Raw genomic sequence first — 23746 nt, 5'->3', positions numbered from 1 at the left:
ATGCTGGAGGCAAAAAATCTTAAATTAAAAAGAAACCTAACTGCGCTCGTTGACTTTAGCAGAATTATTAACTCAAGTATTGATCTTGATTTCATTACCAATAATGTTCTTCTTACCTGCCTTGGCAAATTTTTAGCAACACGCGGACTCATTGCACTTAAGGAAGGAAACAAGATTATCCTGAAGGGTTCTAAAGGCTTACCCTCCGAATTAATTAAGGGATTTCCCGAAATGGAACTTACATCAGATTGTATTGATCATCCCAAATTAGTTTCGTTTATGCAGGAAGCAAACCTGAAAGTTGCTGAGAGGATAAGTGCTTCAGATAATTGTATCGGTTTGGTTTGTCTTGGTGAGAAGTTAAATAAAACAGATTACACTGAAGACGATGTTGAATTCCTCAGTACGATTTTAAATATCTCCGCAACTGCGGTTCAAAATTCTTTGGTGATAGATGAGTTAAGAAAAGTAAACCGTCAGCTTGATTCACGTGTACAAAGACTCAGTTCATTGTTTGAACTCAGCAAAGAATTCGGAACATTCGCAGAATCATTTCGGGTAGTTAAGTTGTTGGTATTTTCTTTACTCGGTCAGTTCCTGATTCAGAAGTATGCTTTAGTTCTTTTTGATAATGATGAGCCGGATATTCTTGATTCAAAATTCGATAACGAAAAATTAATTCTGTTAATAAAGAAATATGAACTTCATAACACACCGGATTCGATTAGAAAAGACATTTTAAAAATTAAATATTCTGAATTGCTCGAACTTGGAATTGAACTTATCGTACCTATGCAGCTTCAAAGAAAAACACGTGGAATAATATTACTTGGGAACAGAGCAGGGAACAGAGGATTTAATAATAGTGATATTGAATACATTTATTCAGTCGGCAATCTCGCGATAATTTCCCTGGAAAATAACCGGCTGTTTCTTGAAGCGCTTGAAAAACAAAAAATGGAAGAAGACTTGCTTATAGCGAGAGACATTCAGAGAAATCTACTTCCATCAACTTTACCTGAGTATGAGAAATATGATATCGCTGCACTGAACGTTTCCTCCAAACAAGTTGGCGGAGATTATTATGATGTTATTCCTATCAATGATGAAAAATTCTATATAGCTATCGCTGATGTTGCCGGAAAGGGAGTTCCTGCTTCACTTATGATGGCAAACATCCAGGCTTTTCTGCAGGTAATTTGCAGGCAGAATATGAAAATTGAAGATGCAACGGCAATGATAAACGATCTCGTAACTGCAAATTCTTCTGAGGGAAGATTTATAACTTTTTTCTGGGGTTTCATTAATACAAAAACGGATATACTTACTTACGTGAATGCAGGACACAACCCGCCGTATCTTCTGAGAGGAGATAAAATTATCAAACTTACTCAGGGCGGGATGATTTTTGGGGTGATGAAAACTTTCGTTCCGTATATTTTTGAGGATGTGAAACTTCAGAAAGATGATGTTTTAATTCTTTATACTGACGGAGTTTCAGAAGCTTTAAATCTTCAGTTTGAAGAATATTCTGAACTGAGATTAGAGAGAATAGGAAAAAGTTTAATGCATAAATCAGCAAATGAAATACTTAACGGTATAAAAGAAGATGTTCAGATTTTCACGCAGGGAAATCTTCAATCCGATGATATAACAATGATTGTATTAAAAGTCAGGTGAAACTTTGAGAACATTTAAAACATTATTATTAAAGTATCGTTCAAAACTTATTGTTGCAGCATCACTAATTTTAATTGGTATTGCAATATTAAATATTTACACTGCCGTTGAAGTCAATGTAACAAGCAATGACGAATGTTTATGGATAAACAAAAAAATTACCAAAGACAGTACTGCGCTCTATTTTGATTTTGTGAAGGTTGGCGGCGTAGCATGGAATGCCGGTATCCGCGACGGTGATCAACTTATTGAAATTAACAACACAATTCTTCATTCTGATCATCAGGCACAGGAAATACTTAACAAATATAAAAAAGGAGAATTAGCAGATTATAAATACAAACGGGAAGGAAAAATATATTCGACAAAAGTTTATGTAAAAAAATTAGTTAAATACGGAGCGCTTGCAGGTGCTCTGAGTGCGCTCTTCTGGATATTAATTGCTTTTATTGTGATGATTGCAAAACCCGATGGCAGAATTCAAAGGTTGTTTTATTTCCTTGGTGCAGTGTCTGTATTAGCTTCTCTCGATGCCTTGCGGCCACAATTCGGTGGTGTAATAAAAATCTTTCTGAACTATGGAATTCTTGCATGGATAGTGGGAATTCTTTATATGATTGGAGTATGTTTTCTCCCGTTTATCATCAATTATTTCTTCTGGAATTTTCCATCCACTTTCAAGTTTGCCGAAAAAAAATGGGTGCAGAAAGCTGTATTCATTGTCCCATCAGTTTTTGTTATTCTATTTATTACATTATTCTATATGACAATGACAGGAACTTTGAAAGGCGGTGTATTTGATATTGCGTTACAATCGTATATGTTCTTTTTAATCTTAGCTCAAATAACCGGATGGTGGGCTTTGTTTTTTCAATACAGAAAAATCAAATCTAAAGAACAGAAGAAGCCAATTCTTATAATGCTGATTGCAGTTACTTTTGGGTTTGCAGTTGCGTTGTACACCGGCGGAGTTGCACCTGCTATTGCTGATACAATATTTAATTCACCGGAATATTATATGCCGATAATTCTGATCTCAATTGTTCCGTTAGTATTTGCTTATTCCATATTTAAATATCAATTGATGGATGTTAGCGTTGTTGTAAAGAACACGATTGTTTACGGAACTGCAACTGCAACGGTTGCTGCTATTTATTTCTTTGTAATATATGTTGCCGGGCAAAGCATCAGTTCTTTCTTTGGTGTCGAGAACCAGGGAATTATTGCAGGAATATTCTTTATCGTATTTGCATTGGTGTTCCAGTCAACAAAAGATCGCTTTCAGAATTTTCTTACAAAAAGATTTTATCCTGAACAGTTTGCTTACCAGAAAGTTTTAGTTGATCTGGGCAGTGAACTCTCCACCGTTGTCGGGATGGATAATATTCTTTCATTGATGAAAAAAACTTTTGTTGATGCACTTAAAATAAAAACCTTTGGGATAATGATGCGGGATAAAGATGGTAATCTGGCGCTTGTGGATAGTGTTGGAATGAATAATGCCAAATGCACGATAACTGAGTCGAAAATAATTCCTTTCTTAAAAGATAAATATCTGATTACAAAATTTCCTTCTATTGAACAAACCGATTTTAAATTAGTTTTTACCGATGAGAAAGCCGAAAGATTAATTTCCGAAGGTATTTACACAATCATTCCAATGATGGCTAAATCAAAAATAGTTGGTCTTCTTTTATTCGGACTTAAACATTCAGGTTCGCACTTTGCAGGAAAAGATCTGGAACTTTTATGGGCTGCAGCAAATCAGGCAGCTATTTCAATTGAGAATGCACGTCTTTACAAATCTGAAGTTGAAAAACAAAAAATTGAAAGAGATCTCGATCTTGCAAGAAAAATTCAGCAAGGTTTACTTCCTCAATGTATTCCCGAAATGAACGGACTTGATATCTGCGGTGAGATGATTCCAGCAATGCAGGTTGGTGGAGATTATTACGACCTGATACAAATTTCTGATTCAAAATTATTTGTGGTTATTGGAGACGTTTCCGGAAAAGGTTTATCAGCTTCACTCTATATGACAAAGCTCCAAACGATGATAAAATTAAATTGTTCGGATAATAAATCACCAAAAGAAATTCTCATTGATATTAACCGAAGAATTTATGCCGAGATGGATAAAAGCTGGTTTGTTACAATAACGCTTGCTCTTTTCGATCTTGAAAAAAGTACAGTTACATTCTGTCGTGCCGGACATATGCCTGTGCTTCAGGCATCAAACGGAACAGTTCAATCATACAGAACACAAGGACTTGGTGTTGGTATTGAAAGAGGAATAGTTTTCGAAAAGTCTTTGGTAGAAGAGGAAGTAAAGTTACTGCCGGGACAAATTTATGCTTTCTTTACTGATGGTGTTACAGAAGCAATGAATGAGAACAGCGAACTGTTCGGTGATGAAAATCTGAATTCAATTCTCAAGAACAAATCCAAAGCACGATCAACCGATATCGTGAATGAAATCTGGTCATCCATAAAATCTTTCCGCGGAGAAGCCGAAGTCAACGATGATATGACAATGGTTGTGGTGAAGGTGAAGTAGCTACTCTTTTTTTTCTTCTGGCTATTTCTGAAATATTTTCTTGCCTAAGTAAAAATCTTTTTGTTTATTTTTATACTATTCAATTCATAAGATTTCTTATGCCCGTAAAAAAATCTGAACTATACTCCTCTATCTGGAAAAGCTGCGATGAACTTCGTGGCGGTATGGATGCCTCCCAATATAAAGACTACATTCTCGTTTTACTGTTCATTAAATACATATCCGATAAGTATTCCAACATACCTTACTCTCCAATTACTATTCCTAAAGGTGCAAGCTTTAAGGATTTGGCTGCATTGAAAGGTAAGCCAACTATCGGTGATGACATAAATAAAAAAATCATCGCTCCAATTGCAGAAGCTAACAAGCTGACAGGAACAATAGACGTTGCTGACTTCAATGATTCTGAAAAGCTCGGCAAAGGTAAGGATATGGTTGACAGACTTACCAATCTGGTTTTAATCTTTGAAAATCAAGCACTCGACTTCTCAAAAAACAAAGCTGAAGGTGATGATCTTCTCGGTGATGCTTATGAATATCTTATGAAAAATTTCGCAACTCAGAGCGGTAAAAGCAAAGGACAATTTTATACTCCTGCAGAAGTCAGTCGAATAATGGCAAAGGTTATCGGAATAAATACTTCAAAAATCACAGCCGAAACGACTGTTTACGACCCCACGTGTGGTTCCGGATCTTTGCTGCTGAAAGTTGCAGATGAAGCAGATACAAATATTTCTCTTTATGGACAGGAGATGGATGTTTCAACAGCAGCTTTGGCACGAATGAATATGGTTCTTCATAATCACGCTTCAGATGTTCAAACAATTGCAAGAGAAAACACTTTATCAGATCCTCAATTCACAGACGGTGATACTAAATTAAAAACATTTGATTATGCAGTTGCTAATCCGCCATTTTCTTATAAATCCTGGACAACAGGACTTACCAACGATAAAGGTTCTGTGAATGATAAGTTTGACAGGTTCACAGGCTTTGGTATTCCGCCAAATAAAAATGGTGATTATGCTTTTCTTATTCATCTAATTCGCTCGCTGAAAAGCAAAGGTAAAGGTGCAATTATTCTGCCTCACGGAGTTTTATTCCGTGGTGGTGCAGAATCTGAAATTCGCCAGAACATAATCAGACGTGGTTACATTAAAGGTATTATTGGTTTACCTGCTAACTTGTTTTTTGGAACAGGCATTCCCGCTTGCATAATTGTAATTGATAAAGAAAATGCCGACAACCGAAAAGGTATTTTTATGATTGATGGAAGCAAAGGTTATCTGAAAGATGGAAACAAGAACCGCTTGCGACATCAGGATATTCATAAAATTGTTGATGTGTTTAACAAGCAGATAGAGATTTCAAAATATTCCCGCAATGTTTCCTTTGATGAAATTGAAAAGAACGAATACAACCTGAATATCCCTCGTTACATTGACAGCCAGGAACCGGAAGATTTACAGGATATTGAAGCTCATCTTAAAGGTGGTATTCCAAAGTATGATGTTGATGCATTGGAGAAATACTGGAATGTATATCCTTTATTAAGAAAAGAGTTGTTTAAGAATAATGCAAGACCAGGATATTTAGAAATAAAGATCGGGCAATCAGACTTGCCTGCCGAACAGGCAGGAATTAAAAATAAAATTTACAACCATCCTGAATTTGTTGATTATGCAAAGAAGGTAGATAAAGCTTTCAAAGAATGGAAAAATAAAATCTATCCTGAACTCACAAACATTAAAGTTGGAACAAAACCCAAGAAGCTTATTTACACAATCTCTGAAGAAATACTTCAATCATTCTCAAATCTTATTCTTATTGATAAGTATGATGTTTACCAGCACCTGATGACTTACTGGACAGACACGATGCAGGATGATGTTTATATAATTGCCAATGATGACTGGAAAGCTGATTTCTATTACGATACAGAGAAGAAAGAATATGTTTGCGATCTTGTCCCGAAAGAATTGATGATTGACCGTTACTTCTTAAAAGAAAAAGAAATGATTGAACAGTTAGAAATTGATAGAGATAACGTTTCTGCACAGATGGAAGAAATGGCTGAGGAACACTCCGGTGAAGATGGATTGCTTGAGGAAGTTAAAACTGATTCTGGGAAGATTACGAAGACATTGATTAAAAAAAGATTAAAAGAAATTTCTGATGCCGTAAAGCAATATAAAAAAGTTGCTGAACCAAAAATTAGTTATAGTGAGGATGACAAGGAAGAAGTTGAAGTCTTAAACAAATATCTTGAACTGATTGAGAAAGAATCTGACATTAAAAAACAAATTAAAGAAGTTGAAGTTGAGCTCCTTGAAAAACTGAAAAAGAAATATGCTGAGTTGACTGAAGTAGAAGTTAAAAATTTAGTAATTGACGATAAGTGGCTTACTAAAATTTACAATGATGTTAAAAGTGAACTGGACAGAATCTCACAGCAGCTAACAAATAGAATAAAAGAACTTGCTGAGCGTTACAATAAAACCTTACCCAACCTTGATGAAAATGTAAAATCTCTAGAAAGCAAGGTAAACCTGCATTTGAAAAAAATGGGATTTGAATGGAAATGAGGGAAGGATATAGTCAAACAGAGTTTGGTAATATTCCTAAAGAATGGAGAGTGAAAAGTCTGGGCGATGTTGGCGAAGTGAAAATGTGTAAACGAGTTTTTAATAATCAAACCAAGCAATCAGGTCCAATTCCATTTTATAAGATTGGGACATTTGGAAAAGAACCAGATGCTTTCATTACTGAGGAACTATTTAACAACTACAGGCAAAAGTATTATTTCCCAAAGAAAGGCGACATACTTATTTCTGCATCTGGAACAATAGGTAGAACCGTTATTTATGATGGTAAACCAGCATATTTTCAAGACTCAAACATCATTTGGATTGATAACAATGAAACTATAGTATCCAATTCATACTTATATTATTTATACCAAGTTGTCGATTACAGAACTGAAGGACAGACTATTCAACGGTTGTATAACGACATCATAAAGATTACAAAGTTCATATGCCCACCTACAGAAGAACAAACCGCAATTGCACAGGTTCTCAGCGATACCGATGAGTTAATCTCCTCACTTGAAAAACTAATTGAAAAGAAAAAACTAATTAAGCAAGGCACAATGCAGCAATTGCTAACAGGTAAAAAACGTTTGCCGGGGTTTAGTGGAGAGTGGGAAGTAAAAAAGTTAGGTGACGTAGCAGAAATAAGAGATGGTACACATCAAACCCCTGTTTATGTTGATGACGGTATTCAATTCTATAGTGTAGAAAACATCACTGAAAATAATTTTACTAATACGAAATTCATATCACTTGAGGAACATAAAAGATTAACTAAAACTTATAAGATTGAAAAGGGTGATATTCTGATGACCAGAATAGGTTCCATTGGTGATTGTAAATTAATTAATTGGGATGTGGAAGCGAGCTTTTATGTTAGCCTTGCATTATTAAAAATCAAGAAAGGTTACTCCAATAAGTTTATTGCTCATCTAATTAAAAGTTATGATTTTCAAAAAGAAATAGAACTTAGATCATTGCAATGGGCTGTTCCCAAAAAAATAAATCTTGGAGCTATTTCAGCGATTGATATAAAAATACCTACTGATGTAACTGAGCAAGATGCAATTGCAGAAGTTCTTAATAACATAGATTCTGATATCGAATCGCTCGAACAAAAATTAAATAAATACAAATTAATCAAACAAGGAATGATGCAAAATCTTTTAACAGGTAAAATAAGGTTAGTATGAGCGAAGTAGGTCAAAGAGAAAGAGAAACCCAAAACCGGATAGTAAAACTATTCAAAGATAAACTCGGTTACACCTATCTCGGCAATTGGGAAGAAAGAGAAAACAACAGCAACATTGAAGAAGAACTGCTTACGTCTTATCTCAAACGCAAAAATGTAAATGACACTTTAATAAACAAAACTCTCGACAAACTCCGCATTACTGCAAACAACTACAACGAATCTCTCTACACAAACAATAAAAATATTTACTCTCTTCTTAGATATGGCGTTCAGGATAAAACCGAAGCAGGAGAAAAGAAAGAGACTGTTGAACTCATAGATTGGAAACATCCCGAGAAGAATGACTTTGCAATTGCAGAAGAAGTTACTGTTTTAGGTAATCGTGAGAAAAGACCGGATATAGTCATCTATGTAAATGGTATTGCTCTAGCTGTTTTGGAATTAAAACGCAGTACAATTTCAATCGGTGAAGGAATAAGACAAAGCATTGTAAATCAGAAAAAAGAATTTATCGAGCAATTTTTTTCAACAGTTCAATTCATATTTGCTGGTAATGATACTGAAGGTTTAAGATACGGAACAATAGGAACGCCTGAAAAATATTATCTCAACTGGAATGAGAATGAAGAAGACTCATCTCAATTACTTTTGGACAAATATCTCACCATCCTTTGCGATAAAAAAAGATTCCTTGAACTGATCTACGATTATGTTTTATTCGATGCAGGAATAAAAAAACTCCCACGCCATCATCAGTTTTTTGGTGTCAAAGAAGCCCAGAGTTTTTGCAGTCGTCACGAAGGTGGAATTATCTGGCACACACAAGGCAGTGGTAAAAGTCTTGTAATGGTTTGGCTTTCCAAATGGTTGTTAGAAAATAATCCTCAAGCACGAGTAGTTATAATTACAGACAGAGATGAACTCGATAAACAGATTGAACGAGTTTATAATGATGCTGGTGAAAAAATAGTTCGTACAAGAAGCGGTAGAGAGCTGATGGAAAAACTTGGTAATCCACTCCCCAGAATGTTCTGTTCATTAGTGCATAAGTTCGGTAAAAAAGATGTAGATAACTTTGATCAGTTCATTAAGGAACTTCAAGAAGCTCCCTCAAAAACTTACGGTGATATTTTTGTATTTGTGGATGAATGTCATCGAACTCAATCCGGTAAACTCCACAAAACGATGAAAGCAATAATGAAGAATGCTACGTTTATTGGTTTCACAGGAACACCATTGCTCAAACAAGATAAACAAACAAGTCTCGAAGTTTTTGGCAGATATATTCATACCTATAAATTTAATGAAGCTGTGGAAGATGGAGTAGTTTTAGATTTAGTTTATGAAGCGAGAGACATAGATCAGAAAATTTCATCGCCTCAAAAAATAGATGCCTGGTTTGAAGCAAAGACAAAAGGATTGAATGATTATCAAAAATCTGAACTAAAGAAAAAATGGGGAACAATGCAGAAGGTATTAAGTTCTGCTTCACGACTTGATATGATCGTTAAAGATATAATCTATGATTTTAATACAAAGCCACGTCTCAATTCAGATAGAGGCAATGCAATCCTTGTCTCAAGTAGCATTTATGAAGCAAGCAGATACTTTGAACTATTTCAGAAAACAGAACTAAGAAATAAGTGTGCAATTATCACATCATACAATCCAAGTACAAAAGACATTGTTACTGAAGATACCGGAGCTAACACGGATACTGAAAAAGAATTTATTTACAATACATACATCAATTTATTGAATGGTAAAAACACTGAAACTTATGAGGATGAAGCAAAGAAAAAGTTTATTAAGGAACCTTCAAATATGCGTTTGCTTGTTGTTGTAGATAAACTCTTAACTGGATTTGATGCACCTCCTTGTACTTATCTATACATTGATAAGAGTATGCAGGATCACGGATTGTTTCAAGCAATTTGCAGAGTAAACCGATTGGATGGTGAAGACAAACAATTTGGGTATGTTGTTGATTATAAAGATTTATTCAAGAGAGTAGAAAACGCTGTTGCCGTTTATACCGCTGATTTAGATTATGATGAATTTGAAAAAGAAGACGTTGACATTATGCTTAAGACCAGACTCGAAAAAGGAAAAGAAAGATTGGACAATGCAATCGAAGAATTAAATTTATTATGTGAACCTGTTGAACCACCAAGAGGAACATTTGAATATATAAGATTCTTTTGTGGTAATCCTGAAAACAAGGATGATCTCAAAGCAACTGAAGTTAGAAGAATTGCTCTCTATAAAAATGTTGCTTCACTAATAAGAGCTTATGCAAACATTGCAGATGAAATAGATCAGGCTGGTTATACACCCAAAGAACTTGACGAATTGAAAGAGACATTAAATTTTTACTTAAAACTTCGTGAAGAAATAAAACGTGCAAGTGGAGAAGTTATTGATCTAAAAACCTATGAAGCTGATATGCGATTTTTAATTGATAATTATATTCAGGCAGAAGAAAGTAAAACTATTTCACCATTTGGTGATCAAACTCTGCTTGATATAATCGTTAATAGTGGAATTGCCGATGCAATTAATAATTTGCCAAAAGGTATCAGAGAGAATAGACAGGCAATACAGGAAACTATTGAGAATAATGTTAGACAAAAGATTATAAAAGAATATCTGATTGACCCTGCTTACTTTGAAGAAATGTCAAAACTGTTAGATGAAATTGTTTACGAAAGAAGAATTGGTGCAATTGAATACGAAAAATATTTGAAAAAAATAGCCGCACTTGCTAAAAGAGTCAATGATAGGAAGAGTGTTGATTTACCAATAGGAATAACAACTAATGCTCATATTGCATTGTATAACAACCTGAGTAAAGATCAGGACTTAGCACTAAAGATTGATGAAGCAGTTCGATATACAAAGAAAGCTGATTTCAGAGGTAATCCACAGAAGGAAAATGAAATCAAAGCTGCCATTTATAAAATAATGAAAAGTAAAGATGAAGTTGAAAGAATATTTTTAATCATCAAGCAGCAAAGTGATTATTGATAGACAAAAAATAAACTTAGGTGAAATCTCCATTGATGTATTCTTTAAGGATATAAAGAACATACATCTTAGTGTTCATCCTCCTTCAGGCAGAGTAAGAATGTCTTCTCCGCATAGAATAAAACTCGATACTCTGAGAATCTTCGCAATCTCTAAATTAAGCTGGATAAAAAAACAACAACAAAGAATGAAAAATCAGGAGAGAGAAACACAAAGAGAATTTATTACTAGAGAAAGCCATTATTATTTAGGTAAAAGATATTTATTGAAAGTTATAGAACATAACTATCCACCAAAAGTAGAAATTAAACACGATACAATTGAATTATACATCAAGCCCGATACACCAGGAGAGAAAAGACAGGAAATATTAAACGATTGGTATCGTGAAAGACTGAAAGAACTTATTCCAGCTTACATTGAAAATTGGGAAAAGGTAATGAATGTGAAAGTTGACGAGTGGGCAATAAAAAGAATGAAAACCAGGTGGGGAACTTGTAACACCAATGTCAAAAGAATCTGGATCAATCTTGAATTAGCAAAAAAACCAATTCATTGTTTAGAATATATAATTGTTCACGAGATGGTTCATTTACTAGAACGCAAGCACAACTATAAATTCAAAGCATATATGAATCAATTTCTTCCACAGTGGAAACAACAAAGACAAGAATTAAACAAAATCCCAATCAGTCATACGGATTGGAGTTATTGAATTAATAAATTATTTGAATCTACTTAACTCAATTTATAATTCGGATATGACAATGGTTGTAGTGAAGGTGAAGTAATTCTATCTCCGATTAACTGCATAAATTTGTTTCTGAATCTGTTTCGTATTTACATTTGATAAGGATTTAAAATAATCAATTTACGTTTTTATGATTTGTTCAATTCTCATTTATTATATTTAGAAAACTTAAACTGAAAAACTATTTGTGCAAAAAAAATCTCCACTCAAATATTCTTTTAAAGTTAAAGATAATTATCTGAGTGTTACCGTCTCAGGACATTTTTCTCTTTCGGAAGTAAAGAGAATGTATACAGATGCACTGGAAGCACTCTTGGAAAATGATCTCTCCAAATTGTTTCTTGATGCTTATAAAGTTAAAGGAGAAATAACCACCATTCAGAGATATTATTTTGGCGAGTTCACAGCGTATGAGTCTCTGAAATATTTGGAAAAAGGTTTAAAAAGGATAACCGTGTCTGTTTGTGGAAATGAACCAATAATTGATCCCCGCAGGTTTGGAGAAATAGTTGCAAGAAATCGTGGGCTCAATTTAAAAGTTACTACCGACAAGAATGAATCTCTGAAATTCCTGGGAATAAGAGAGAAATCAAAATCTAAATAATTCAATTGAACGATAAAGGTCATTTCTCATCTGCATCTATCGATCGCATTAATTTTAAAAATATCTCAAGGAAAATTTTCATTGTGCAAGTGTATTAACGTATATATGTTTGTTATAGATTAATTAAAATTGAATAAAATGTTTCTGAAATCAAATAAAAGAAAATCATTTACTAAAACGAATTTAATTTTTGCATTGATTGTCCTGGTTTCATTTGTTTTTCTTGGCTGGGGAAATGTCGGACATAAAATTATAAATTATAACACAATACTATCTGCGCACCCAGAAATGGAATTCTTTGAAACCTGGGCAGATTCTCTTGAAGCTCATGCATCTGATGCTGATTATAGAAAATCCTGGGACCCTGACGAAGCTCCAAAGCATTTTATAGATATTGATAATTATCCTGAATTTATTGCGACAGGCAGAATCTCACAAGATTTTGATTCGCTTGTTGCAATGCACGGTTACTCTTTTGTGATGGATCAGGGAATTCTTCCGTGGGCAATACTTAAAACTGCTGATTCGATTCAAACATTATTTGAGATGAATGATATGCACAAAGCAATGCTGGTTGCAGCAGATCTCGGGCATTACATTGGCGATGCACATAATCCTTTGCACATCACAAGAAATTATAATGGACAATACACCAACCAGTATGGAGTTCATTCGAGATATGAATCAACAATGATTCAAAACTTTCAGTCACAGATAGTTTATGAAGGAGATACACTTCAATACATTGATAATCTGCCTGATTTTGTTTTTGAAATGATATACGATAATTATCAATACGTAGATTCTGTTCTTTATGCTGATTCAGTTGCTGAAGCTTATGCAGGCAATCATAATAGCACGACATACTACAATAAGTTTTGGGAGATTGCAAAAGGTTTTACCATCGGATTGTTTCAAAGAGCTTCGTACAAATTAACCTGCATTATTTATACTGAATGGATTAACGCTGGTTCATCAACCGGAACATCAGAAGAGAATAATAATTTGATTACCGGATTTAATTTATATCAAAATTATCCTAATCCTTTTAATCCATCAACGAAAATTAAATTTACAATTCCAAATTCTCCCCTCTCCTTTGGAGAGGGGCAGGGGGTGAGGCTTGTTGTCTATGATATTTTGGGAAACGAAATTGCAACACTCGTTAATGAAATAAAACAAGCAGGCAGTTATGAGATAGAGCTTAACACAGCATCGTTACCAAGCCGATCAGGCTCGGTCTTGACGAGCGGAATTTATTTCTATACAATTCAGATTGGGAACTACACAGAAACAAAAAAAATGGTGATGCTTAGGTGATATGTCACTTAACCTGCTCCGCCGAAGCGGAAGCGAGGTGAGCAGACAGGTCAGGATTCCCACTTTGCGAAGATTTTTGTGAAATAAAAAGACACCGATAAAAGTTTTAATAAAACCTTGCTTGTTAAGCAGGGCTTTTTATTTTTAAAATGAATTTATGTATCCCGTAAAATTATTGATGAGAAAGCTGGAATGATCAGATATTCTTTAAACAAATATTATCGGGTTATTAAAGTTTCACGGTTAGTAAATGTTGAAATAGATGAGTATGCAGGATTCTGCACTGCTGATAGAAGTGTTCATGCTATTAAAAATAGTTGGTTATCATTTCATTTATAAAGAAAATCTAATAAATTAATTTCCATTCAGCAATTGATGCTTTTCATTTAAAAGATATATACCGATTTTTGTATAACGATTGCAATAGTTGTCAGTCGCATTTAAATATTTTATAAATTAATTAACCATAGCTTACTACTTGATTAAGAGCAAGTCTAAGATTTTGAAAATCTTCTCAGGGGGACTTACCAGTATTTATTTAAACCAAAACACTCCTGTGCTCTGTAATAATTCGTAGGCTTTCATTTTTTCATTTACTACGTACTGTTTAGTACAGTTTAAATTTGTGGAGGTAATAATGAAGGAAAATATTTTCCGATTTTTTACTAATAGTTCATTTAAACTATTATCGATCCTCGCTGCCTTCTCATTTTCAAATTTGAATTTGCATGGGCAGGTAATTAATTACTCCGATGGCTGGGGCTCACAGGGATTCAGTATTGAAACTGAAAATGTTACGGGAGTGAAATTGAATTTTTCAATTCATCAGTTTGAAATGCAGGAAGTAACTGTTAACGGAACTTCGATGAAGTCCGTACATATTCCAGGAGTTTTCCTGCCTAACGATGAAGGCGCACCGGATCTTGCTGGAACTTCGAGATTTATAATGATACCCGAGGGTGCAAGAGCAAGCTTTAATATTACAGCAACCCGAACCGAATCATTTGAGAATGTTGAAGTAGCACCGGCATTTCGTATTCCAAAAGGTAATGAAGACGGTCCTCTCAGTTATATTAAGGATGAGAGAATTTATGCTTCCAACGCATTTTATCCGGCTGAACCAGTAATACTCTCTGAGCCAACTGAAATCAGAGGTGTTGATGTTGTTCAGCTCGGAATCACACCGTTTCAATACAATCCGGTTACAAAAGAGTTGATTGTCTATAGAGACATAAAAGTTGAAGTTAATTTCATTGGCGGCAACGGACATTTTGGAGATAATCGTTTGCGAAACCGGTGGTTTGACCCGATACTTAATAACATTCTGATAAATTTTAATTCGCTGCCCAAAGTTGAATATCAGTTCCAATCGGGTGCGGATGCTGAAGATTTTGAATACTTGATTATATGCCCGAATGATCCAACGTTCCTTGCGTGGGCAGATTCGATAAAACAATTCAGAACATTACAGGGAATAAGGACAGGTATTGTTACAACAACGGAAATTGGCGGAAACAATTCTACATTGATTGAGAGTTACATTAACAATGCATATAATACATGGAATATTCCTCCGGTTGCAATATTGTTCTTAGGAGATTATGGAACTTCCGGAAATACTGTTCATTGTCCTACGTGGGATAATTACTGCGTGTCTGATCATATTTATGCTGATGTGAACGGAGATAATATGGCAGATATTGTCACAGCACGAATGACAGCTCAAAACGCAACTCATCTGCAAACAATGATAAATAAATTTTTAAAGTATGAGCGAACACCTCCGACAAATCCAAACTTTTATAACAAACCAATAACTGCTTTGGGCTGGCAGACAGAACGGTGGTTCCAGATTTGCTCTGAAACTGTTAACGGTTTCTGGCAATATCAATTAGGTAAAACGCCGGTTCGGGAAAATGCTATTTACAGCGGTTCGCCTCCATTTTCAACATGGTCAACTGCAACCAACACAAACCTTGTAGTTAATTATTTTGGTCCAAGCGGGAGAGGTTATATTCCAACTTCACCTGCATACTTAACAGATTGGGGAGGGAATGCAACACGGATAAATAATGACATAAACAATGGTGCGTTCATGATACAGCATCGTGATCATGGACTGGAAACCGGATGGGGTGAGCCCGATTATACTAATTCCAACCTGGCTGGGCTAAACAATAATGATCTTATTTTCGTTATGTCTATTAACTGTCTTACAGGAAAATTTAATTGGAGCGGTGAATGTTTTGCAGAAGCTTTTCACCGTCATCAAAAAGGCGCGCTTGGAATTATTGCAGCAACAGAAATCTCCTACTCTTTTGTTAATGATACTTATGTTTGGGGAATGTTTGATGGGATGTGGCCAAACTTTATGCCTGACTATGGAAATCCGGGTCCTGACAGAATTCTTCCGGCATTCGGAAATGTAACCGGCAAGTATTTTCTGCAATACTCAAACTGGCCATACAATACAAGCAACAAAATGGTAACATATTATCTGTTTCATCATCACGGTGATGCATTCTCTACAGTTTATTCCGAGATGCCGCAGAATCTTACTGTAATTCATGATCCGGTAATAATTAGCGGGCAAACTCAGTTTGTAGTTACCGCTGATAATTATTCATTGATTTCACTTACACTTAACGGGGAAATAATTGGTGTTGCCGAAGGAACAGGGTCACCGGTCACAATCCCGATTCCATTTATAACTCCTGTAAATACTGTAGTACTGACTGTAACAAAGCAAAACTACTACAGATACTCTTCTAATATTTCTGTTGTTCCTGCTGAAGGTGCTTATGTAGTTGCGGATTCCTGTATAGTTAACGATGCTTCAGGTAATGGAAATGGATTGATTGACTATGGTGAATCTCCGTTGTTATCATTAAGAGTGAGAAATGTTGGTGTTTCAGATGCAAGTAATGTTACCGTTACATTAAGAAGTACAGATAGTTTTATAACTATATCTGACTCGACTGAATTCTATGGAAATGTTTCAGCAGGTGCGCAGAAGTTAATCAGCAATGGATTTGCGATAACTATCAGCCCGCTTGTTCCTGATGGTCATCTGGCTGCTTTCACAGTGATTGCATCTGACGGTGTAAACAATTGGCTGAGTAATTTTTCTCTGAAGGCTTACGCTCCTTCGCTTGAATTAGGTGAGTACAATGTTTCGGACCCGTTTGGGAATAATAACAATGCACTTGATCCGGGCAAAACTGCAGACATAATAATTGAAATTAAGAACGAGGGTACATCCGGTGCGGTTGGTGTAATTGGTCATCTGATTTCAAGCGATCCTTATATTACTATTAATACTTCTTCACAGGCTTATGGTAATATATCAGCAGGAAGCAGCATGATTAAATCATTTAGTGTTACCACAAGTGTCAATACTCCAGCCGGACATTCTGCTGAATTTAATTGCAGTATAACAGCAACACCAGGATTAACAGCGAGCGGTAGTTTTAATCTGATTGTTGGACAAATACCAGCACTTGTACTTTGTATGGATGCTAACCATAATTCAAGTCCTGCCATAAGAGCTGCGCTGGATTCAAATAATGTTGCATACGATTATTCTACAACTTTCCCTGCTGATTTGAGTCTTTATAGATCCATATTTGTTTGTTTAGGTACTTACAGCAATAATTATGTTTTGACTTCTGCAGAAGGACAACAACTTGCTGATTTCCTGAATAACGGCGGAATGATCTATATGGAAGGTGGAGATACATGGTATTATAATGCTCCAACTCCTGTGCATCCTATGTTTAATATCACTGGTTTATCCGATGGAAGTGGAGATCTTGGAACTATTCAAGGTCAGACCGGAGTAATGACTGAAGGAATGAATTTTACTTATGCAGGTGATAATTCCTGGATAGATCGGCTGTCCAACATTCCACCGGCAGTAGCAATCTTTAAAAACCTGACACCTAATTATATCTGTGCGGTTGCATACAATGCAGGTACATATAAAACTATTGGTGCATCTTTTGAATTTGGTGGGTTAAGTAATGGTGTAGCACCTTCAAACAGAAAGATGCTCATGCTAAAGATAGTTGAGTTCTTTGGTCTCGGAATAGTTCCTGTTGAACTTGTTTCCTTCAGCGCAGATATTGATCAGAATATAATCCTGCTGAAATGGGAAACTGCAACCGAAACAAATAATAAATTATTTATCATTGAGCGAAGTAACGATAATTTTAACTTTGATAGAATTGGTGAGATTGAAGGAAAAGGAACTACCACTGAAATGCAGCAATATACTTTCAAGGATGCTAGCATATCTTCAGGAAAAGGAAAAGTCTATTACAGATTAAGACAGGTAGATTTCGATGGAACTGAAAATTTGTCGGATGTAATTGAAGTTGATTATTCAATGATACCAAAAGTATTCAGTCTGTCACAAAATTATCCGAATCCTTTTAATCCGACAACAACAATTAAATTTGATATACCGAAAGAAGTTAAAGTGACTTTAAAGATGTATGATATGCTTGGTGCTGAAGTTGCTACATTGGTTGATGAAGTTATGAAACCTGGCTATTACAAATATGAGTGGAATGCTTCACAATTTGCAAGCGGGGTTTATTTCTATCGGATATCTGCGGGTAATTTTATTAGCAGTAAAAAGCTGATATTACTTCGATAAACGTTTAACGAAAGTCAATCCTGATTTTCTTTTTATCACAACTATTACAAAACCCCTGTCATAAAACACAGGGGTTTTTTATTTCAGAACTTACAATTCGGATGATATGTGATCGCCGCTTCAGAACTTCAATTTGGAGATTTTACCGGCAGCAAGACCAATGAAATTTTGTTTCAAAATAATCCCCATTCTCATTTTATAAGACTTTTCATTGATTTTTTACTTTATTTTAAACAATGTAGTGGCACTATTGTGGACTTTATATAATTTATTAATTGTAAAAGTGTCTATAATACAAGACGAGAAAACATATGGAAAATTTTCTTATAAACTATACCAAAGACATCACGATTGTCAAAGTTGATCTTCCCGCCGCTACAATGAGAGATGCATCAGCTTTGTGGGAATCATTAGCTTCTGATTCGTTGTTCGAAAGAGAAAAATTAATTATAGATCTGTCAGCCTGTTCTTTCATTGATTCTACTTTTATCGGGATGATTGTAAAAGTATTTAAAAGAGTTAATGAAAAACATGGAGCTATGAAATTAGTTTTTCCTCAAATAACAGATATAGAATCTTTTCGTGTAATTGGAATAACAAAAATTTTAGAATGTTTTAAAAGTCTTGATAATGCAATCGAAAGTTTTAACCCGCAATCTGCAATTTCAAAAATTAGTATTGACGAAAAAAGTCTTTATCACTCGATTGCTCATGTGCGGAAATAACTTTTTTATATCCGGTTTTCAGAAATACATTTCTCCTGATTCACCCACCAGTTATTATCTCAGACTCGGCTTCACGCTTTAGCTAAATTAATTCTTAAATTATTTGATAACATCCGTATTAAAACACGGTATTGTTTATTTATAGTTTTTGAATCCAATCTCTGTTTCTCTCATCTGATTTCCAAGTAAATAAAAACAAAAGGCAAGCATGAAAATTGTAGAAAACCTTGATGCTGTTTCGTTCGAGAAAAAAATTTTGGAAGATCAGGATGCAGTTCTGCTGGATGTACGAACACTGATTGAACATCAGATGGAACGAATTCCAAATTCTATACTAATCGATATAAACAGTCCGATATTTATGCAGGAAATTGATAAGCTTGATAAAACAAAAAGTTATTACGTGTATTGCCGCAGTGGAAACAGAAGTTTTCACGCTGGAAATTACATGCTTAAATCTGGTTTTGAGAAAGTTTATAACCTGGCACCGGGAATTAAAGGATGGCAGGGTAAAAAAGAATTTGATATTTGAAATTGCCAGAGCAGCAATCAATTCCTGCAAACCTGATTAAGACAAATTTTATATAAAGTGAGATTCTGAACTGACCTTGATTAAGATTTGGATCAGGTAGGAATAGATTAATTCGAGTCTTTAAATCTGAAAAACAATAATAGGCTTTACAACGAATTTGTGGACTTTGAATCCATTGAAGAATAGAGTTCCGTTAATAAGAACTGAAAAAAATAAGATTTTTACTTACTAACTCACCTTACGCAAAATGGAGAGATGACATCTTTTTATAGATTAAATAAGCACTTAAATTGGAATGTCAATGTTACTTTTGTTTAAATATTTAATAAAAAATAAAGATGTCATCTCTTTGCTAATTGCTTTTCTGCGTAACATCAGTTACTAACTGTTTCTGGCTGAAGCAACAATTAACTTTCTGCCATTCAATTCTGATCCATTGAGTTCTTTGATAGCACTATTTGCCTCTTGTTCATTTTCCAACTCAACAAAACCAAATCCTCTTGACTTTCCACTTTCTCGGTCCATCACAACTTTTGCAGAAACTACACTTCCGTATGATTTGAAAGTATCCATAAGTTTTTCATTATTGAAAGACCACGGAAGATTTCCAACATAAAGTTTTATACTCAATTGTGTCCTGTTATGATTCGTAAATGTTGTTAATTACTTTTAATTAAAATAGCACTAATCGGATTAATTGCAAATGAAAGTTTAGAGTTACTTTTGTGGTGAATGAAAAAGTGGCTGTCTTAAAAGGTTCTCTCGATACATTTCATTACTCGGGAACCTTTTATTTGTTTTGGTTTTCGAGTTTGCCTGCCGCAAGCAGGTTTTTTCTGATGGAATCAGAAAAAGTTATCGAGAAAACTTTTCTTGTAAGACAGCCTCTTTTCGGAAATGATTAGAATTCTATTTTCTTGTTGTATTTGGTAACGTATTCATAGACCATTGAGTTCGCCACGAAAATGGATGAATAAGTACCAATTATAATTCCGAAAAACATTGTGAAGGCAAAAGGTCTGAGAACTTCGCCACCAAAAATTAAAAGTACGAGTAGAGCTAATAATGTTGCCCCACCAGTAAGAATGGTTCTGCTCATTGTTTGGCTCATACTTGTATTTACTATATCGAAGAAAGATCTGGTTTTATGAATTTTTAAGTTTTCTCTGACTCTGTCAAAAACAACAACGGTATCATTTACTGAGTAACCTATCAGCGTAAGAAATGCGCCCACAATGGTAAGATCAATCTCAAGATTTAGTCCAGGGATAATTCCATATAATGCTGCATACAATCCGATGGTAATCAAAACGTCATGGAATAATGCAACGACAGCGCCTAGTGCAAAAATAAATTTGAACCGAAATCCTAAGTAGATTAATATTCCGATAAGTGAAAAAAGGATTGCCAGCAATGCATCACGTTTTAATTCTCCGCCAATCTTTGGACCGACTTTATCTTCTTTTAAAATTTTAAAAGGATTATCAGAAACTTTCGTGCGTAGATTCTCTTTTATCCAATCAGATATTCCAATACCAACTAAAATTTGATTTTTAGCCTGTTCATCAGAAATACTTGAAACCTGGAAACCTGCTTTGCTTAATCCATCGGCAATTATTTTTGCTGTGTCTGCACTTAAAAAAGAATACGTTACAGAACTAATAGATGAAGAATCAGCGATTTGTACCGGAATGCCGGGAATAATCTTTTCAATTCTATCATTTATCGAAGCAACAACTTTTGGATAGATATCACTAGAAATTTCTTGTTCCTTTGATCGAACCATCACTCCGGTTTCTCCGCCAAAGGTTTTAACTTCCAAAAATCCTAAACCAATGCCTTCCAGATCATCTCGAACATTAGTGATATCAACGGGCTTTTCAAATTGAAGAACTATTTCAGTACCACCTGTAAAATCCACACCAAAATGAAAACCTCTGGTGATAGCACTGATAAGCCCGATAGCGAACAAAAAAGCCGACAAGATGTAAGCGTATTTTCTTTTGCTAAGAAAATCGTAATGAAAATTTTGAAATATTCTCATAATTAAAAAAACTCCCTTATACTATTTTATTAACCAACATTTACTGGAATATTTTTAGAAATCATAATATCCAGTACAACACGAGCTATAACCAACGCACTGAACAAACTTGCACCTATTCCTATCATCAATGTCAAAGCAAATCCTTGTACGGGCCCGGTTCCAAACTGAAATAGAATAATTCCGGTGATAAGTGTTGTTAAATTTGAATCTATGATTGCAGAATTCGCTCTTGAGAATCCACTGTCAATTGAAGCCTTTAAAGTTTTGCCGGTTGCTAATTCCTCTCTGATACGTTCATAAATCAAAACATTAGAGTCAACAGACATTCCTATTGTCAGAATAATTCCTGCAATACCCGGAAGTGTTAAAGTTGCTCCAAAGCCAGCTAATACCGCAAGCGTAAATAGAATTGTGAATATTAAAGCACCCGATGCGATTGTTCCAGCTTGTCTGTAATATATTATCATAAATAAAGCAACTACGACATAACCAAGAATTGTAGAAAGAAATCCGCTGCTGATTGAGTCTTCACCAAGAGATGGACCAACAGTTCTTTCTTCGATTATATCTACCGGGGCAGGTAAGGCACCGGCTTTCAGAACAATCTCAAGTAGGTTTGCTTCATTGAGGTCAGCCATTCCTTCGATCTGTGATCTTCCTCCGGGAATTTTTCCTTTTACAACCGGTGCAGAGAAAATAGCTCCATCGAGCATGATTGCTATTCTCTTATTTACATTCGCACCTGTAATTCTTGCCCATTCAGTTGCACCTTCTGAGTTCATCGTCATTGTAACTATTGGTGCAGATGTACTCGGATCAATGTTAGCGTTTGCATCTGTAATAACTCCACCAGTAAGTTCAGGTTCTTTATTAACTAGATACATTGTATAAAATTCGCCGCCAGAAGCATCTTTTTGTGTTCTTGCAGAAAAATTAAATTCAACGTTATTCGGAATAACTTTTTGAACATCAGGTCTTTTAAGTATTAATTCTAATTTATTTCGGTCTTCAGATTTTACATAAGCATCTGCACTTCTTCCCTGCGGGTCTAACAAAGCAAGCGCAAAGAACGGATGCTGTTTCTTAAATTCTTCTTCGGATAATTCTTTATCAGAAGTAGTATCATTTGAAACCATAGAAGTGTCAGATTGAGTTGTTTCATTTTTATTTTTAACTGAATCAACTTTTAATGAATCCTGAACTTTACCAGCCAGCACATCATCAATTTTCTGCATAATAGCAAAAGTGAAATCAGGTTCTCTGACTATTCTGAATTCAAGCAAAGCAGTTCCCTGCAATAATTTTTTTGCCTCTTCTTCACGGGCGATACCGGGAAGTTCAACAACGATTCTTTTACTTCCTTGTCTTTGTATTGAAGGTTCGCTCACTCCGTACTGGTCAATACGATTTCGGATAATTTCCACAGCGCGATTTACGGCATCTTCCGCATTATCATTTAATTGAGAAAGAATCTGGCTGTCGTCTTCCCGTATAGTTCCAAAATATCTGCTTAACCGAATTCCACGCTCGTTAAGTTTTCTTGCAACAATATCAACGATTGATTTATCGGTGGTCATTGCTTCTTTCTGAGCTTCAGCCAGAACAGTTTTAAATACTTCATCCGGGTTCTTTGCAAGTTTTTCAAGAAGCTTTCCAGTGTTAACTTCGAGTACAACTCTCATACCGCCCTGAAGATCCAGCCCGAGTTTAATTCTTTTTTCTCTGTCTTTCATCATGTCCGGATTCGAAGCTAAAATACTATCCTTTTTAAAACTAAGGATTTCATCAAGCCGGGCTTGAGTTAAATCCGGTTCGTTTTGTTTTAGTTGATTGGCGACTACATCAAGAGTCTGTTGTATATCTTTACTATTCTGATAATCCAGATAGGTAGGATATAAAAGATAAACCGACAAAACAATTGCTGCCAGAATGATAATAAGTCTAAATCTATATTCTTTCATACCTGATTAATAAAGTGATTTGAAATTTTTATAATGAACTGCCAAAATTAGGGGTTGCCTCTTACAAAGTCAATTAAAATAAGAGTATTTAATCGA

The 23746-nt window shown here is 35.0% G+C and carries 14 protein-coding genes; 11 read left to right on the top strand and 3 right to left on the bottom strand.

From position 1 onward, the window contains the following. The 11 genes from HND39_02260 to HND39_02210 all read left to right on the top strand — a co-directional run bounded on the left by HND39_02260 (position 1) and on the right by HND39_02210 (position 19642). A complete protein-coding gene (locus tag HND39_02260; protein QKJ95183.1) occupies positions 1-1680 on the top strand; it encodes a SpoIIE family protein phosphatase in 1680 nt (559 codons plus the stop codon). Positions 1681-1684: 4 nt separating this feature from the next. Continuing rightward, entirely contained in the window at positions 1685-4237 is a 2553-nt protein-coding gene (locus HND39_02255) for a SpoIIE family protein phosphatase (GenBank protein QKJ95182.1), read from the top strand. Positions 4238-4335: 98 nt separating this feature from the next. Next, positions 4336-6822, top strand: coding sequence for a type I restriction-modification system subunit M (locus tag HND39_02250; GenBank protein ID QKJ95181.1), 2487 nt, complete (start codon positions 4336-4338; stop codon positions 6820-6822). After that, positions 6813-8021 carry a restriction endonuclease subunit S gene (locus tag HND39_02245; protein ID QKJ95180.1) on the top strand — a complete coding sequence of 403 codons (1209 nt, stop codon included), beginning with the start codon at positions 6813-6815 and terminating at the stop codon, positions 8019-8021. Before HND39_02250 ends, HND39_02245 begins: the two co-directional genes overlap by 10 nt. Continuing rightward, on the top strand, positions 8018-11050 hold the full coding sequence (locus HND39_02240; GenBank protein QKJ95179.1) for an HsdR family type I site-specific deoxyribonuclease: 3033 nt from the start codon (positions 8018-8020) through the stop codon (positions 11048-11050). Before HND39_02245 ends, HND39_02240 begins: the two co-directional genes overlap by 4 nt. Continuing rightward, positions 11046-11765, top strand: coding sequence for a M48 family metallopeptidase (locus HND39_02235; protein ID QKJ97851.1), 720 nt, complete (start codon positions 11046-11048; stop codon positions 11763-11765). Before HND39_02240 ends, HND39_02235 begins: the two co-directional genes overlap by 5 nt. Before the next feature lie 223 nt (positions 11766-11988). Continuing rightward, positions 11989-12405 carry a hypothetical protein gene (locus HND39_02230; GenBank protein ID QKJ95178.1) on the top strand — a complete coding sequence of 139 codons (417 nt, stop codon included), beginning with the start codon at positions 11989-11991 and terminating at the stop codon, positions 12403-12405. A gap of 690 nt (positions 12406-13095) precedes the next feature. Next, positions 13096-13725, top strand: a complete 630-nt coding sequence (locus HND39_02225; protein ID QKJ97850.1) for a T9SS type A sorting domain-containing protein — start codon at positions 13096-13098, stop codon at positions 13723-13725. A gap of 637 nt (positions 13726-14362) precedes the next feature. Continuing rightward, the gene (locus HND39_02220; protein ID QKJ95177.1) at positions 14363-18385 is read left to right on the top strand and encodes a T9SS type A sorting domain-containing protein; all 4023 of its coding nucleotides are present in this window, start codon (positions 14363-14365) and stop codon (positions 18383-18385) included. A 311-nt stretch (positions 18386-18696) separates the two neighbouring features. After that, positions 18697-19110, top strand: a complete 414-nt coding sequence (locus tag HND39_02215; GenBank protein ID QKJ95176.1) for an STAS domain-containing protein — start codon at positions 18697-18699, stop codon at positions 19108-19110. A gap of 208 nt (positions 19111-19318) precedes the next feature. After that, positions 19319-19642, top strand: coding sequence for a rhodanese-like domain-containing protein (locus HND39_02210; GenBank protein ID QKJ95175.1), 324 nt, complete (start codon positions 19319-19321; stop codon positions 19640-19642). Positions 19643-20023: 381 nt separating this feature from the next. On the opposite strand, the gene HND39_02205 is transcribed toward HND39_02210, so the two are convergent. The 3 genes from HND39_02205 to secD all read right to left on the bottom strand — a co-directional run bounded on the left by HND39_02205 (position 20024) and on the right by secD (position 23650). Continuing rightward, the gene (locus HND39_02205) at positions 20024-20272 is read right to left on the bottom strand and encodes an RNA-binding protein (protein QKJ95174.1); all 249 of its coding nucleotides are present in this window, start codon (positions 20270-20272) and stop codon (positions 20024-20026) included. Positions 20273-20543: 271 nt separating this feature from the next. Next, on the bottom strand, positions 20544-21686 hold the full coding sequence (gene secF / locus HND39_02200) for a protein translocase subunit SecF (protein ID QKJ95173.1): 1143 nt from the start codon (positions 21684-21686) through the stop codon (positions 20544-20546). 29 nt (positions 21687-21715) lie between these two features. Then, on the bottom strand, positions 21716-23650 hold the full coding sequence (gene secD / locus HND39_02195; protein QKJ95172.1) for a protein translocase subunit SecD: 1935 nt from the start codon (positions 23648-23650) through the stop codon (positions 21716-21718). Positions 23651-23746 lie beyond the last annotated feature (96 nt).

This window comes from Ignavibacteriota bacterium, from assembly GCA_013285405.1.
GTDB lineage: Bacteria > Bacteroidota > Ignavibacteria > Ignavibacteriales > Ignavibacteriaceae > IGN2.
Note: the sequence above shows the minus strand (reverse complement) of the source record. Positions and strands in the feature narration are given on the sequence as shown.